The sequence below is a fragment of the Butyrivibrio sp. ob235 genome (assembly GCF_900109475.1).
In the GTDB taxonomy this organism is placed as follows: domain Bacteria; phylum Bacillota; class Clostridia; order Lachnospirales; family Lachnospiraceae; genus Butyrivibrio.
In genome coordinates this window covers 140,802-156,727 of sequence record NZ_FOBE01000006.1, presented here as the reverse complement: position 1 = coordinate 156,727, position 15,926 = coordinate 140,802, and the positions used below count along the sequence as shown (strand labels likewise).

14 protein-coding genes and 1 pseudogene are annotated in these 15,926 nt (G+C 40.5%); all 15 read left to right on the top strand.

Features of this window, described 5'->3' with window-relative positions; translation table 11 throughout:
• Nucleotides 1–1,023: 1,023 nt before the first annotated feature.
• The 15 genes and pseudogenes from BMW61_RS07315 to BMW61_RS07245 all read left to right on the top strand — a co-directional run bounded on the left by BMW61_RS07315 (nucleotide 1,024) and on the right by BMW61_RS07245 (nucleotide 15,910).
• Nucleotides 1,024–1,296, top strand: a complete 273-nt coding sequence (locus BMW61_RS07315) for an AbrB/MazE/SpoVT family DNA-binding domain-containing protein (protein ID WP_091820660.1) — start codon at nucleotides 1,024–1,026, stop codon at nucleotides 1,294–1,296.
• Nucleotides 1,296–1,664, top strand: a complete 369-nt coding sequence (locus tag BMW61_RS07310) for a putative toxin-antitoxin system toxin component, PIN family (RefSeq protein ID WP_091820659.1) — start codon at nucleotides 1,296–1,298, stop codon at nucleotides 1,662–1,664. The genes BMW61_RS07315 and BMW61_RS07310 overlap by 1 nt, the downstream gene beginning before the upstream one ends.
• Nucleotides 1,665–1,939: 275 nt before the next feature.
• Nucleotides 1,940–3,379 carry an extracellular solute-binding protein gene (locus BMW61_RS07305; RefSeq protein WP_091820658.1) on the top strand — a complete coding sequence of 480 codons (1,440 nt, stop codon included), beginning with the start codon at nucleotides 1,940–1,942 and terminating at the stop codon, nucleotides 3,377–3,379.
• A 16-nt stretch (nucleotides 3,380–3,395) separates the two neighbouring features.
• Nucleotides 3,396–5,120 (top strand): methyl-accepting chemotaxis protein, encoded by a 1,725-nt coding sequence (locus BMW61_RS07300; protein ID WP_091820656.1) that lies wholly within the window; start codon nucleotides 3,396–3,398, stop codon nucleotides 5,118–5,120.
• 96 nt (nucleotides 5,121–5,216) lie between these two features.
• Nucleotides 5,217–5,870 (top strand): hypothetical protein, encoded by a 654-nt coding sequence (locus BMW61_RS07295; protein ID WP_091820655.1) that lies wholly within the window; start codon nucleotides 5,217–5,219, stop codon nucleotides 5,868–5,870.
• A 397-nt stretch (nucleotides 5,871–6,267) separates the two neighbouring features.
• Nucleotides 6,268–8,172 carry an Ig-like domain-containing protein gene (locus BMW61_RS07290; protein ID WP_091820654.1) on the top strand — a complete coding sequence of 635 codons (1,905 nt, stop codon included), beginning with the start codon at nucleotides 6,268–6,270 and terminating at the stop codon, nucleotides 8,170–8,172.
• Nucleotides 8,173–8,418: 246 nt separating this feature from the next.
• On the top strand, nucleotides 8,419–8,970 hold the full coding sequence (locus tag BMW61_RS07285; protein ID WP_242876653.1) for a hypothetical protein: 552 nt from the start codon (nucleotides 8,419–8,421) through the stop codon (nucleotides 8,968–8,970).
• Nucleotides 8,971–9,020: 50 nt separating this feature from the next.
• A pseudogene (locus BMW61_RS07280) lies at nucleotides 9,021–9,215 on the top strand (tyrosine-type recombinase/integrase); the annotation flags it as partial.
• 407 nt (nucleotides 9,216–9,622) lie between these two features.
• On the top strand, nucleotides 9,623–10,642 hold the full coding sequence (locus tag BMW61_RS07275) for a DUF5688 family protein (RefSeq protein WP_175475124.1): 1,020 nt from the start codon (nucleotides 9,623–9,625) through the stop codon (nucleotides 10,640–10,642).
• Nucleotides 10,642–10,851, top strand: a complete 210-nt coding sequence (locus BMW61_RS07270) for a hypothetical protein (protein ID WP_091820651.1) — start codon at nucleotides 10,642–10,644, stop codon at nucleotides 10,849–10,851. Before BMW61_RS07275 ends, BMW61_RS07270 begins: the two co-directional genes overlap by 1 nt.
• A 5-nt stretch (nucleotides 10,852–10,856) precedes the next feature.
• A complete protein-coding gene (locus tag BMW61_RS07265; RefSeq protein ID WP_091820649.1) occupies nucleotides 10,857–11,861 on the top strand; it encodes a DUF6017 domain-containing protein in 1,005 nt (334 codons plus the stop codon).
• 13 nt (nucleotides 11,862–11,874) lie between these two features.
• Complete coding sequence (locus tag BMW61_RS07260; RefSeq protein WP_091820648.1) at nucleotides 11,875–12,696, top strand: ParA family protein; 822 nt, start codon at nucleotides 11,875–11,877, stop codon at nucleotides 12,694–12,696.
• Nucleotides 12,656–13,621 (top strand): ParB/RepB/Spo0J family partition protein, encoded by a 966-nt coding sequence (locus BMW61_RS07255; protein ID WP_091820646.1) that lies wholly within the window; start codon nucleotides 12,656–12,658, stop codon nucleotides 13,619–13,621. The genes BMW61_RS07260 and BMW61_RS07255 overlap by 41 nt, the downstream gene beginning before the upstream one ends.
• A 70-nt stretch (nucleotides 13,622–13,691) precedes the next feature.
• Nucleotides 13,692–14,168 (top strand): PcfB family protein, encoded by a 477-nt coding sequence (locus BMW61_RS07250; RefSeq protein ID WP_091820645.1) that lies wholly within the window; start codon nucleotides 13,692–13,694, stop codon nucleotides 14,166–14,168.
• Nucleotides 14,165–15,910: a VirD4-like conjugal transfer protein, CD1115 family gene (locus BMW61_RS07245; protein ID WP_091820643.1), complete on the top strand. Its 1,746-nt coding sequence runs from the start codon at nucleotides 14,165–14,167 to the stop codon at nucleotides 15,908–15,910. Before BMW61_RS07250 ends, BMW61_RS07245 begins: the two co-directional genes overlap by 4 nt.
• The last annotated feature ends 16 nt before the right edge of the window (nucleotides 15,911–15,926 follow it).

The following is a 15,926-nucleotide window of genomic DNA, read 5'->3' as shown; positions in this document are numbered from 1 at the left end:
TACAAAGAGACTGGTATTCATCATTCCTGCTCTATTGCTATGAACCTAAAACGCAAAATATAGATAAAGACAAATGTGCTAAGACTTTTGAGGCACAATACAATAAAGAAAAAACCTTAATCACCTGGATCAAGGCATATAAAATCAAGATATTAAACAGTGGAATTAACGTAGCTTAACAACTTAATAATCAGGGAGATTGACTATACTTCCTTGCTGAAAAGCAGAAATTTACCGTTAATGTGGTCGTTGGACTGCTTGGTAATGAAAGTCCTGATTCAAACAGATTTACACTTGTAACTCCAAAGTCTGAAAATGATGTACGATTACAAGCTACGCTTGCCAATCAGAACCCCACGGGCTTGCCCGTGGGTATAGTCAGTATATGCGCACTGATAATTGTTGTAAATATATAGCCAAAAGATAACGCTGATTTTTCCGTTGCCTGCCAACTTGCCGCCCGACTTGTGCGACTGAAACTGCAGTTTTTTCTGTTGCCTGCCAACTTGCTACCCGACATGTGTAGCTAAACTATCAGATTTTTGAGGTGTCAGCGCACCTAGAGCTTTGCTTCTAGCTATACATTAACAAATACAATGGCTAAGTTAAGCTTTTTTATTCAAAATGCGCACAAACAGTGAGGGTAAGCTTTGGGAATTTACCCTGTTTTTTACCCTTTTTGCTGACTACTTTACACCAAGATATGCCATCTTATGCGGTGTAAACCACAAAACAACAAAAATATAAAATGCGGGAAACCGCAGAAACAGAGGGCTTTAGAGCAATGATACGTATATTATTCGTCTGCCACGGCAGTCTACCAACAAAAAGGTAGAAATGGCTTGTTTTAGGCGTTTGAATGGATTTGTACATCAATTTTGCACCCCACTTGCACCTTTTAAAATGAACTAAAAAAACGGCTCTAATATGGCAAATATGAATATGTAATTGATTAGTAAATTGACTTTCGGGTAAGGGGGAGTATAATTTAAGTAAGAAAATCTTACCAAAGGAGGAAAGAGTATGAGTATGATTACAGAAGTAACATCTGTTTCTTCAAAAGGTCAGGTGGTTTTACCTAAAAATATTAGAGATGCACTTTCTTTAGATACTGGAAGTAAACTTATCGTAGTTACTGATGGCGATAATATACTTTTAAAGCCTATTGTTGCGCCAAATCTAAGTGAATTCGACGAATTGATGAAAGAATCTCAGAAATGGGCGAAAGAAGTTGGTATGACAGAGTCCGATATAGATGAAGCTATTACTGCTGTCAGGAAAAGGAGAAAATCCTGATGCGAGTTGTAATTGATACAAATGTTGTTGCTTCTGCTATTTTCTTTGGAGGAAAACCTAAGGAAATAATTGATAAGCTGATGCTAAACAATATTGATGCTTATGCATCTGCGGAGATTCTTGAAGAGTATTCAGAAACTGTAGAATACCTTAAAGAAAAATTTCCTGGCAAAAAGCCAAAGATACCTCTTATAGAGATTGAGTCTAAGTGCAATGTAATCGAGGTGCATTCGAAGGTGGATGTTTGCAGAGATCCTGATGATAACAAATTCATTGAATGTGCGCTTGATTCAAAATGTTATTACATAGTTAGTGGTGATAAAGATCTTCTCACAGTTGAGAAATATAATAAGAAATCTTCAGGATGAAAATTCAAATCTCAAAAAGCTATTAGATGAAAATAACATTTCCTACAGTGCAGATGCAAGCTGATATAGCTCCTATGGAGAACGCCTGGTATTATAGTTAGGTGAAAAAGTAAACTAGGTCAAAAAAATGAAATAATCATAGGTTTAGGATAAAGTATCATTTGCATAAACAAATCGGGAACAATCTTAAATTATAATAAATAAATATACGTTACATTGAATTGTATAAAATTCCTTGCTATTCTGTATTTGCATTAGATTGCAAGGAGGTTTTTATGCATAAATATTTACTATCAGTTCTTCTTTCAGCTATTTTAGTCATAGTCTCCGTTACAGGATGTGGGAAAAGCATTAAAAATGAGAATGACACATCTATTACTGAAGCCTCTAATGAACTCCCTAGTGGCAATGTAAGTCTTAGAGTATGGGGAGCAGATGAGGATGCAGATCTTGTTAATCAAATTATAAGCAGCTTTACATCTCAATATGCAGGGCAAGCCACCTTTAATATTACCTTTGAGGCTCACAGTGAAGCTAATTGTAAGGATGATATTTTGGGGGATGTTATAAATGCTCCTGATGTCTTTACTTTCGCAGATGATCAGCTGATGGCGTTTGTGGCATCAGGTGTGCTAAAAAAGGTGTCGAACGACTCCGAGATTTCTTCAAGAAATCTTACTGCAGCAAGTGAAGCCGCTTCCATTAATGGAAGCTTATATGCTTATCCACTAACTGCAGATAATGGTTATTTCCTTTTTTATAATAAAAAATATCTAAGTGAAGAGGACGTTCAGACCATGGATAGCCTGTTGGCGGCAGCAAATAAGGCAGGAAAACAGGTTTTCATGGAGATGACTTCCGGATGGTATATGTATTCATTCTTCGGCAATACTGATATGGAAATAGGTCTTAATGACGATGGAATCTCTACTTACTGTAACTGGAATGCAACCTATACAGACATTACCGGTGTTGATGTTGCTGAAGCAATGATAAAGATAGGCACGAATCCGGCTTTTGCAGCGACCAGTAATGATGGCTTTACTGCCGGAGCTGCAGATGGGACTTTTGTGGCCGGAGTAAGCGGCGTGTGGGATGAAAACGCTATTAAAGAGGCCTGGGGCGATGATTATGCTGCTACCAAGCTTCCGACTTATACTGTAAAGGGCCAGCAGCTACAGATGTCCAGCTATGCCGGGTACAAGCTTGTTGGCGTTAACTCTTATTCGGAAAATGCATCCTGGGCAGCTAAATTTGCAGACTGGATGACAAATGAACAGAATCAGACACTGAGATTTACAATGAGAGGCCAGGGCCCTTCGAATACTAATGCTTCTTCCTCAGGAGAAGTGGGAGAGTCAAAAGCAATCAAGGCACTTCAGGAGCAGGCTCCGTATTCAAGTCTTCAGCGTGTTGGTGGAACCTATTGGGGCGCGGCAACTACTTTTGGAGAAGCTATGAGTGCAGGAAACCCTTCCGGTAAGAGTCTTCAGGTACTTCTAAATGAAATGGTAACAGAAATTACAGGCGAGGAATCAAACGGCAGCCTTGATGAGAGTGAAGCCGTTGAAGAAGTAGTTGAGGCTTCTACAGAAGCTTCATCAGGAGAAGATGCAGCTACAGATGCTTCATCAGAAGACATCGCTACAGATGCTGCATCTGAAGAAACCTCTGAGGCTGCATCAGAAGCCAATTCTGGTTCAAGTGTGAATTAAGCAGGAGGTTGAAGCAATGAAAAAAACGAGTATAAGAGTAAAAATATTGGTTCCGGTTCTACTCCTTTTTGTGATCTCGGTAATGTCAAACGTTCTTGCTATCAATAACCTTAGAAAAGTTAATGATATGGCTTCTGTGATCGCAGATAATTATCTTGGAGCAATAACGGAGTTAGATACTATAGGGCAGACTACCAAGAATATCCACACCCTTGCTCTTTCGCACATAGTTGCAACGGACTTTGAGACTATGACTGGTGTTGTAGCTCAGATTGATGATCAGGAGAAGGCTCTTGATGAGTACATTAAGAGTTATCAGAAGTATATAGATACAAATACAGCTGATGCTTATCAGAATATGATAACAGATTACCAAAGCTTTAAAGAGTCGGTAATGATTCTTCTTGCGCAGAGCGCAAATCAGAAAACAAAAGATGCTTATAGCACTGCCAATGGACTGGTTGCAGACAGTTCAAAGAAGTTAAATGATGATATTGACACGATCATTACTTCATATAAAGATTATGCTTCCAGCGAAAGACATCTTTTGACAATGGGATTTAATATGGCTATTGTATCAGGATTAGCAGTCCTGATAATTAGTGTGATAGCACTTGCAATAGCTATATACATGGTAGCCAAACATGTTATCAGACCTGTAATAAAGGCGGAAGCAGAGCTTAGAGAAATTATAGACGGAATAAACAATCGTGAAGGAGATCTTACAAAGCGAGTATCTATAAGCTCTCACGATGAGATAGGAACATTAACGCAGGGAATCAATTCCTTTATAGAACTTCTTCAGAATATATTTACTACTATTACCAGTAATTCAGAATCAATGGATAAAGTGGTCAGTGATGTTCTTGGAAGTGTACAGACTTCAAATAGCAGTGCTTCAGATCTTTCTGCTTTAACAGAAGAACTCTCTGCGACAATGCAAGAAGTTGCCAATAACGCTTCGACGATCAACAGTAATACAGAGGCTGTCAGGGTAGAGGTCGATGAAATGGCAGAAAAGAGCCGCAAGATCAGTGAATATTCCAAGACGATGAAAGAGCATGCGGACGAGATGGAGCAAAATGCCAAAGCGAATATGGATGAGACCAATGCTAAGGTTAATGAAATCCTGTTAGCTCTGAATCAGGCCATTACCGATAGCCAGAGTGTAGACCAGGTTAATTCTCTGACGGATGAGATTATGAGTATTGCAAGTCAGACTAACCTTCTTTCTCTTAATGCCTCTATAGAAGCTGCGAGGGCAGGAGAAGCAGGAAAGGGCTTTGCAGTTGTAGCCGGTGAAATAGGTAGTCTTGCAGAAAATAGCCGCCAGACAGCAGGAAATATCCAGAAAATAAACTCTGTTGTAGTAAGTGCTGTTCATAATCTTTCGGACAGTGCAAATGACCTTGTTGCATATATGCAGAATTCCATTCTTCCAGAATTTTCCAAGTTTGTAGAGGATGGCGAAAAATATAGAGATAATGCTACCTATATTGAATCTGTAATGGCTGACTTTACAGAAAAGACAGATGGCTTCAAGGAAACCTTCGACGAAATTGCAGAGTCAATAGGAAGCATAACAAATGCTATCGATGAAGGTGTAAAGGGAGTTTCCTCAGCAGCTGAAAGTACTCAGACTTTGGTAAGTGATATGGACAATATTACAAAGAGAATGGATGAGAATCAGCGAATTGTAAGTGAGCTTGATGACGAAACAGCTATCTTCACAAAGATATAAATAATATCAGAGCTATATTTTTTCATTATTCTGTTAGTTTTAAACTTGCCATTATTATGTTTCTCCTATAAATTTTTTTTGATGGGGGAAGAAGTAATGGGGAGAATAAAAAGAAAAACAACTGTTATTTTGTCATTTATAATGGTGGTCTGCACTTTATGTAGCTGCAGACTGCCTTTTTTTGAGGATGATCGTACGCCTTTAGAAAAAAAGTATCCGGAGTTTATAACTATAGATGTTTTTGATGTACAGTCCAACACCAGGGGAATTCAACAGGGATGGTTTGCCAAAATAGTCCGGGATAAGTTCAATATGCAGATAAACATTATTGCTCCAAATCAGGAGGGTCATGGAACGGCCCTTTTTGAGAATATGAGAGCCTCCGGAAATATAGGCGATATCATATTTATTGGCGCAAATGACAAGATCAAAGTGTCCTGGGATAAGGCAGAGGGTGTAGCTAAGTACGAAGTATATGCTACTTATTGCGGTAAGAAGTTCCCCAAAAAGCCTACAAAGACTACAAAATCAACCTCAGTCACAATCAAGAAGATAAAGGACAAGAAGATTGACTTTACTAAGAACTTCAAGCTATATGTGAAGGCTTATGACAGCAACGGAAATGTAGTAGGTAACAGCGTACATGCCCACTTTGCAGGAAAAGACCATGAAAAGTACAAGAACCCTAAGGACATAAAGCTTGGGGCAAAGAACGGCTTTGCTAAGAAGGTTGCAGTGACGGTCAACTGATATGTCTGATTTAGGATAAGTTTGTAATGGCAACTAACCAATTAGTGTAATTGAGAACTAAATAATTGCGAGGGCCTCCCTTTAGCTATAGTCTGGAATTCCGGATACGAAGCTAAGGGGAGGCACTTTTTCTATAAAGAAATTAATTGTTATTGAATCATATATTAACAGCGTATTGACAAAATAAATCTATTTTTGTATTATCATATCCGGTAAGACGACTATATAGGTATCCGGCAAAGGAAAACGTTTTCTTTTCTGCGGAAGCCTCCGCGGGAAAAACACATGCTGTCGGAGACTTTGGACGCGAAAGCTTTCAAAGCGTTGGGAGTGGGTAATGTCCCCTATTCCTCCGGCAGCCAATTAGAAGAAGATGAATATAATGAGGTAATGGCAGATGAAACAGAAAATGAAACAGTGGTTAGGCGCTTTGCTCAGTATAGCGCTGATACTGGGCTTGATGCCGGGGATGAGTTTGACGGCGTATGCGGCCGGAGCTTATAATGACTATCTGGTAACTACAGATGCTAATAAAAATAAAAGCGGTGAAGGCCTGACGGCGTTGCAGGTGAAGTTCAACGAGAAGCCATGGTATATCATCGCAGACAATTCCACGGCGGTCGATGCAGGTACGGTAACGCTGCTGGCAGCGGACACGAGCTTTGGAACGTCGGCGTTTGATTCAACTGCCCCATATAGCAGAGCTTACAGCGGATCGACCGTGAAGAGCAAGCTTGATGCACTCACCGCAGAAGGTGATTCTTTTGCGGGTGTAAAAGATGCCATAGTAGATACTGATTTAACGGATGTTAGTGTTACTGGAGCAAAGCTGTATCTGCTGAGCACAGATGAGGCGGGAAATGTGCCTGATAATGTCCGAAAGTTCAGCACAGCATGGTGGCTCCGCTCGCCCGGCGACAATGATTCTAGGGCGGCGTTTGTTTGGGGCGAGGACGGGAGGGTCTACGGTTATGGTACAGAAGTCGGGGGAGGGTATGGGGTCCGCCCCGCTTTAAAGCTCAATCTGTCATCTGTCATCTTCGAATCTGGAACAAATACATTTTCGCTGAAACCGGCGTATAGTGTGACTCTTTCCAGCGGTGCGAATGCAACAACAAGCGGTGGGACAACTAGCCAGACCGGGCTGACAGGTGCTATGACCACAGTGACCTATACGGCGAACACCGGATATTACTTTGCGGAGTTTACTGATATTACTGACAATGGTATTACTGCCACAAGAACGAGTAGTACGGTTGTAACGGTTTCGGGTACGCCGACTTCGGATGCGACCATCACGGTTCCGGACGCAGTGGAGAAGACAGCGGCCATTGTTACAAAGGCTCCGACAGCCAAGTCTCTGACCTACACCGGACAGGCTCAGGGGCTTGTAAACGCAGGTGAGGCGGAAAATGGCACAATACAGTACGCCCTCGGTACAGCGACCGAAGCCACACAGCCTTATACCACATCCATCCCTACAGCCACCGACGCCGGAACCTATTATGTCTGGTACAAAGCGGTAGGAGATGATAAGCATATTGATTCAGAATCTGCATGTATAACAGTTACAATTGAAGATAATAAAAATACTGGAAACAGTGGCACTATCGAACCTGTAGTAGATCAGAAGGGAAATACACCCAAAGCTGAAGTAGAGGGACTAGATGAAGAACTGGCTACTAATGTCATGACCGATGATGAGAAGAACAAGGTTAAGATAGATGCAAGTACAGGCTTCTACTCAGGTTTAAAGATTTCTCAGAAAAACGGCAAGATAAAGGTATCATGGGATAAGGGAGAAGATGCTTCAAAATACGCAGTATATGCTGCATACTGTGGCAATAAATTTGCAAGTAAGCCTGTAAAGACTACAAAATCAACTTCTGCTACATTCAAGAAGATTAATGGAAAGAAGATAGACTTCTCCAAGAATCTCAAGATCTATGTAACAGCCTACGACGCATCCGGGAAGAAGATAGGAAACACGGTATCTGCCCACTTTGCCGGAAAGAATAATAAGAAGTACAAGAATCCCAAGGCTGTTAAGTTGACAACAACCGCACTCACAATTGAAGTAGGTAAGTCTGCAAAAGTAAAGGCATCCGTCAAAATGGAATCAGGAAAGAAGATAGCGCTTAATGATGCCCATTGTGCAAAGCTTCGTTACAAGACTACAAATAAGAAGATTGCAACTGTAGATAAAAACGGCAATGTCACAGGTGTAGCCGCAGGAACCTGTGAAGTATATGTTTATTCTAAGAACGGTCTTGCAATGAAATGTACAGTAACGGTTAAGTAAAGAAGTGTAGGCTAGAATCCTAGCAGTATATGCTAATATATTGTTACGATTTTTGATGTATAGACGAAAAATTGAAATTTTGTAACCATTATCATGAGGCACTAATATGGACAATTCAAAACAGCAAGACGTATTAGAAATGAACAATGAAATTGAATTGTTGCTTTTTAGTATTATGTGCTCGGTAAACTATCCATCAGGGATGGGATCATCTATCCCAAATCTAATGAAGGGAGGCCAAAAGAAATGGCCAGAAAAATCAATGTGAAGCTCATCCTGGAGCTTCGTGAGGGGAACATGTCCAGAAACATGATCGCCGAAACAAGGCACATATCAAGGCATTCTGTGAGTGATGTTTTTGCTATCGCAGATGAAAAAGGCATCAAATATGCAGACGTCAGAAACCTTGATGATAATGCCGTTTACCAGATGTTTTATCCGGATAAGCATGTGGTAGAAAAGATGTTTAAGGAACCGGATTACGAGTACATCCATGATGAACTCAAAAAAGTGGGGGTTACGTTGAAACTCCTATGGGAAGAATACAAAGAAAAATGCCTTGAAAATGGTGATATTCCCATGGGGTACACCAGGTTTTGTGGTGGATATGGAAATTTTACTACGGTAAACAAGCTTACAAATCATCTTGAAAACAAACCTGGTGTCAAAGTAGAGGTAACTCCCTGGAATGATGAACGCATCAAGAACTGGGCAAATGCAATCGGTCCTTATACTGCGCAGGTAATCAATCGCATATTTACAGCTGTAGACATCAAAGAGCAGTATTCTTCTTTGTAAGGGAAGAAATAATGTTGCTTATGATTTCAATATCTTCCTTACAGTAATTACTAAGCTTGCCAAAGATTACTCCTCATGTATGCCGACATACTTTTTGCAGTAATATGGCTAAATCAGGAATGAACCCTAAGACGCTTCAATATATCATGGGGCATTCTGACATAAGTGTGACGCTAAACACGTACACCCATTTTTCGCTTGAAGATGCCAAGGAAGAGATGGAGAAAATCTGTGCAAATGCCTGAAAAATACTGAGTTGTACGGAGCCATAAGTTTACAACTTTTTTACAACTTTTGTAGGCAAAAATATGCTGATTTATGCCAAGATATGCCAGATAAGCATGAAAAATAGAATAGCTCAAACCCGCATGGTTGAGCCAAAAGTTAGGAGAATACAGGGATGATAAAAATACTGTTTGTCTGCCACGGCATAGTTTGTGGAAAATGTGAAAAAGCCTAGATTTTAAGGCGTTTTTAGATATGAAAAAACTGGTTTTACCCCAGACTTACCCCACTATAATATATAGGAATACTTCATCCGAATTGAATATGGATTTTACATAAAGGGCAGTTGTTCTTGAAACAGAACAATTGCTCTTTTTCTATGCCCCAAAACGGGTGCAACTATATTCAATTCACAGGAGGACACAGAATGAACTACGAAGAGTTCAAGGAAAATCTTGCAAATGATGTTAAGGAGCAGATGGAGGCTAGATCAGGCTCCGAGGTTACAGTTGAAACAAGAACAGTAGAGAAGATGAATGAGACTTATGATGCGCTCACAGTTAAACCCGAGGATAGCATCATCGGGGTAAACCTCAATATCACAAAACTTTATGAGGAATATGAGGATGGAAAGGATTTTGAAAACATTGTAAAAGATGCTGCAGAAGTGGCAGACAATGCATTGAGTAACAGACCGGATTTTAATCTGGAAGCATTTAAGGACTATGACAGCATGAAAGACAAGCTTGCTGTTGAGGTTGTATCTGCTGAAAGAAACAAGGACTTGCTTGAAACAGTGCCCCATAAGGATATCGAGGACATGGCGGTTGTATACAGATTTGTTCTTGGGGATACACAGGCAGGTACCGGATCAATTCTTGTGACAAATCAGCTTCTCGATAATTACGGAATAACTGCAGAACAGCTTCATGAGGATGCGCTTAAGAACGCTCCGGAGATAAGACCTCTTGTTATTGAAGGCATGGGAGAGGTTCTTGCAAAGCAGATGGGGGTTGATGACCTGGAAATGCTCGGTCTTAATATTCCACCTGAGCAGGAGCAGATGTTTGTGGCATCAGTGGAAGGAAATGTGCATGGCGCAGGCGTTCTTGCATATCAGAATTTTATGGATCAGGCTGCAGACAGAGTTGGAGGAAGCTTCTTTATTTTACCCAGCAGTATACATGAGGTGCTGATCATACCTGATAATGGGAAGTTTGATACGACAAGCCTTGAAAACATGGTAAGAGAGGTAAATGCGACAACAGTTGATCCTACAGATCAGCTTACAGACAGCGTTTATCACTATGATGCGGAGGCAAAGATATTTGAGCTGGCTGAGAAATTTGAAGAAAGGACAGCTACAAAAGAGGCAGATTTGGCTAAGGATGATAAGATTAAGGAATTTTCCAAGCCTCACAAGGATCGTGGAGGCGAAGCAATCTGATGGAAAAGTACGCGGAGGATAAACCCTGGAGCTGCAAATACTGTTACTGGGGAACTAATAAAGGGGAGTGTACAAGAGATACATGTTATTACCTTGTGACACCTAAAAAGAAACCGCGTTATAAGTGTATTGAAAATTGCCCTTACAGTGTAGGCCAGCCGTGTATCGGCTGGTGTACACGTAAGATACTTGATGAAAAGAGGAATTGATTAAAATGGCGGATTTTGAATATTTTTATGGGCAGGAAGCGGATCTGTTCAGTTTTATAAGGGTTCCTAAGCTTCTTTTTACTGATGACAGATTTAAAGATCTTACCAGCGATGCAAAAATCCTTTACGGACTGCTTTTGGACAGGATGAGTCTGTCAGTGGAGCATGAATGGTTTGATAAATATGGAAGAGTCTATATTGTTTTCACAATTGCTGAGATTGTTAAGACTCTTGGCTGCGCAAACACCAAGGCCTGTAATACATTAAAACAGTTGTCTGATGTTGGACTTATAGAAAAAAATAATAAAGGACAAGGGAAAGCACAGCTTATCTATGTGAAGAAGATTCTTTCAAATGAAGTAAAGTGCAAAAAACTTAATGCATCAGCACAAAATGAGAATTCTGGAAATGAGAATTCCGAAAACAAGAATTCTCAAAATAGGAGCTCTGAAATTCCAGAAAGCAGAACCCAAGAATTCCAAAAAACGGAATGTATTAATACTGAGAATAATAATACTGATTTTATTAATACTGAAAAAGAAAATCTTATCTCTTCTAATCTCATCAAAATATATCCGCCTAAGAGAAAGGTCTCTCCAAGACAGGAGACGATAAGAAACGATGAGAAGAGAAAAGGGGATATTGATTTTATTGATAAATGCATAATAACTGTCCATGACAATATTGATATCAACACTCTTTGTGAACGATATCCGTATGACTTTAATCTGATCAACCAGATAGCTGATCTTATGGTGGATGTACTCATGGAAAAATCAGAGTATTACACGATTGGAGGAGCCAGGAAGCCTTCGGAGGTTGTAAAAAAGCAGTTTTACAACCTGAGATATGAGCATATCGCTTATGTAATTGATTCCCTGAAGCGAAATACAACGGATATCAGAAATGTGAGGCAGTATCTGATAGCAGCACTTTATAACGCACCACTTACTATTGAAGCCCACTATGGTTCGCAGGTTCAACATGATATGGCCAGAGGGTTGTTTTAACAGGAGGATGAAGATGAGCAGAACTACAGTATATGCCCTTGTAAACCAGAAAGGTGGAACGGGTAAAACGCAGAGCACAGAGAATATAGGTATAGGACTTGCACAGGAAGGGAAAAAGGTTTTATTAGTGGACCTAGATCCGCAGGGATCCCTGACAATTAGCATGGGATTTCCTAAAACAGATGATATTCCAATTACAGTTACAGATATCTTGAGTAATATGATACAGGAGATACCGCTGGAACATGGTGATGGAATCATTCATCATCGTGAAGGAGTTGATCTTTTACCTGCTAATATTTCTCTTGCTGGACTTGAGGTATCACTTGTAAATGTCATGGGAAGAGAACGGATACTCAAAGAATACCTGGATTCCGTAAAGAAAGATTATGATGCTGTTCTAATAGACTGTATGCCTTCACTTGGCATGCTTACGGTAAATGCACTTACCGCAGCTGATAAGCTGATAATTCCGGTTCAAAGCCAATATTTGTCTGCTAAGGGTCTGGAACAACTTCTGCAGACAGTAAGCAGGGTAAAGAGACAGATGAATCCGGGTTTAAAGATAGATGGAATACTTCTGACAATGGTAGACAGCAGAACAAATTATGCCAGGGAAATCAGTGATCTTGTGAGGAATGTATATGGGAAAAAGATAAACATATATGACACAGAGATACCACATTCTGTGAGGGCTGCAGAGATAAGTGCTGCTGGAAAGAGCATCTATGAGCATGATCCAAAGGGGAAAGTTGCTGAGGCATATAAAAAGCTGACAAAGGAGGTGCTGAAGAATGCAGAAATCTCGCGGAAACATACAGCTTTCGAGCTATGATGACATTTTCGGTTTTGGAGATAATGAAAATGGCTCCAATAATAATCTGGATGGAGAAAACGGAGATATCGGTAAGGAAAAAGTTACGGATATTGCCCTGTCTGATCTATATTCGTTTAAAGACCATCCCTTTAAAGTGTTGGATGATGAAGCGATGGCTAAAACTGTTGAGAGCATCAAGGAGTACGGTGTACTCACCCCGGCAATTGTTAGACCAAGAAGTGAAGGTGGGTATGAGATTGTGTCGGGACATAGAAGATGTCATGCTTCAGAGATTGCTGGAAAAGAAACACTTCCGTGTATTGTGAGAAATCTGGACGATGATGCTGCAACGATTCTTATGGTGGATGCAAATTTACAGAGGGAGACTCTGCTTCCAAGCGAGAGAGCAAGGGCTTTTAAAATGAAGCTGGATGCCATGAAAAGAATTGCTGGGAGACCATCTAAAGAAAATGCGTCCCAAATTGGGACACATTTACGTTCAGATCAGATCATGGCTGAGGAAACAGGAATAAGCCGTAACCAGATTCAGAGATATATAAGGCTCACAAATTTGATTCCGGAGATTCTTGATATGGTGGATAACAAGCAGATAGGCTTTAATCCTGCAGTAGAGCTTTCATTTCTTGATGAAAACCAGCAGAGACAGCTTCTTGAAGCTATGGATTTTTCACAATCAACACCTTCACTTGCGCAGGCTCAACGTATGAAGAAGCAGGCCATGGAGGAGGGCATAACTCAGGAAGCCATGAATGTCATCATGTCAGAAGAGAAAAAGAATGACCTGGATAAGGTTACGATTAAAAACGATGTTCTAAGGAAATACTTTCCGAAGACATATACACCTAAACAAATGGAAGACACAATCGTAAAACTTCTTGAGCAGTGGCAGAAGAAACGATGCAGAGAACAAAATCTGGACTAATTGAATAACGTGTAGAGGGAGCGGTGGATTTGATATCTGCCGCTTTTATCACGAAAGGGGGGTATTTCTTATGCAGGAGGAGGTAGAGCAGAAAACGATAAACCTGGCTGTGACAACGACTAAGCTTTCATGGAGAGTAGTCATTGGCGCAGTCAGGGCGTTTATAAATCATAAAAGGCGAAAACAGATGATGGGGCCAAAGCGTTACAGAGGTAAGCAGACTGTAAAGCAGCTCCTTAGTCAGGATCAGGGTGCTACCAGCATGGTAGTCGGTGATGAAGGTATTAAAGATTTCGAGCGTATAGCAAAACGTTATGGCGTGGATTTTGCAGTAACAAAGGATAGCGCTGTGAATCCTCCGAAATATACAGTATTTTTCAAGGCGAAAGACATGGATGCTTTGGAAGCTGTGATGGATGAGTTTGAAAAAGTGAAGGCATTCAAAAAAGAGCATCCCAGTGTTTTGCATCAGCTCGGTATTTATAAAGAAAAAGCAAAGGAACAGATGTTAAAAGCAAAAATCCGTGTAAAGGAGATGATCAGATGACACGAAAGCAAAAGCGTATTATTCTTTTGAATCTCCCATATGTGTTTATAGGGCTTGTTGCAACGAATCTGGGAGAAGCCTGGAGAATTTCTTCAGGCACTAATTCTACTGAACGGATAAACTCGTTGATGAGATCGCTGCCCATAGCACTGGCGGATATTCTGCCAAGCTTTCATCCTTTTGATATGCTCGTAGGCATAATATTTGCAGTGGTGTTCAGACTGGCTGTATATCTCAAAGGCAAGAATGCCAAGAAATACAGACATGGTGAAGAATATGGAAGTGCCAGATGGGGAAAGCCTCAGGATATTGAACCTTTCATGGCTCCGAAGTTTGAGGATAATGTAATACTCACACAGACAGAGAGGCTTATGCTTAACAGCAGGCCTAAGATTCCAAAGTATGCCAGGAATAAAAATGTTCTGGTTGTCGGCGGCTCAGGCTCAGGTAAAACGAGATTTTTCCTATTGCCAAATCTTTTGCAGATGCACAGTTCATATGTCATAACTGATCCCAAAGGAGATCTCATCGTTAAGACTGGTAATGTACTGAAAAAGCATGGTTATGATATTAAGGTGTTCAATACCATAAATTTTTCCAAGAGCATGCATTATAATCCGCTGCATTATATCCACTCTGAAAAGGATATCCTTAAGCTGGTGAATGCACTTATCACTAATACCAAGGGTGAGGGAAAGTCAGGTGATGAATTTTGGACCAAGGCTGAAACTCTTCTATATACAGCATATATCGGATACATCTATTATGTAGCACCTTATGAGGAGCAGAATTTCAATACTCTGTTGGAACTGCTCAATGCTTCGGATGTCAGAGAAGATGATGAAGATTATATGAGCCCGGTGGATATGCTTTTCAGGGATCTTGAGAGAAAAGAGCCTAATCACTTCGCTGTGAGGCAATATAAAAAATTCAAGATAGCTGCCGGCAAGACGATGAAATCAGTGCTTATAAGTTGTGGTGCACGACTTGCAGCTTTTGATATAGCAGAGCTTCGTGAGATTACCGCTTATGATGAGCTTGATCTGGATTTGCTTGGAGATAAGAAATCAGCGCTGTTTCTTATCATGAGTGATACGGATAGCACATTCAATTTCCTTATAGCGCTTATATATAGTCAGATGTTTAATCTGCTATGTGAGAGGGCGGATGATGTCTATGGAGGAAAGCTCCCGGTCCATGTGCGCTGCCTTGTAGACGAGACAGCAAATATCGGACAGATACCTAACCTGGAAAAACTGGTCGCTACAATTCGAAGCCGTGAGATAAGCGCGTGTCTTTTCCTTCAGGCAAAGTCACAGCTCAAGGCAATATACAAAGATAATGCAGATACCATTGTCGGTAACATGGATTCACAGCTGTTTCTTGGTGGCACCGAGCAGACTACCCTTAAAGATCTGAATCAGATTTTGGGTAAGGAAACCATAGACATGTACAACACCGGTGAGAGTAAAGGTAATAATCCTTCATATTCCATGAACTATCAGAAGACAGGAAAGGATCTTATGACCATGGATGAGATTGCAGTCATGGATGGTGGAAAGTGCATCCTGCAGCTTCGAGGTGTGAGACCGTTTTTCTCTGATAAGTATGATGTAACACAGCATCCTCACTATAAGGAAACAGCAGAGTATGATTCTAAGAACGCATATGACATTGTGAAGAATCTCAATCCTAAGATGTCGCTTAAAGATGATGATTTGTATTATGTTGTGGAAGTATAGGCTGTAATGAGTCGGT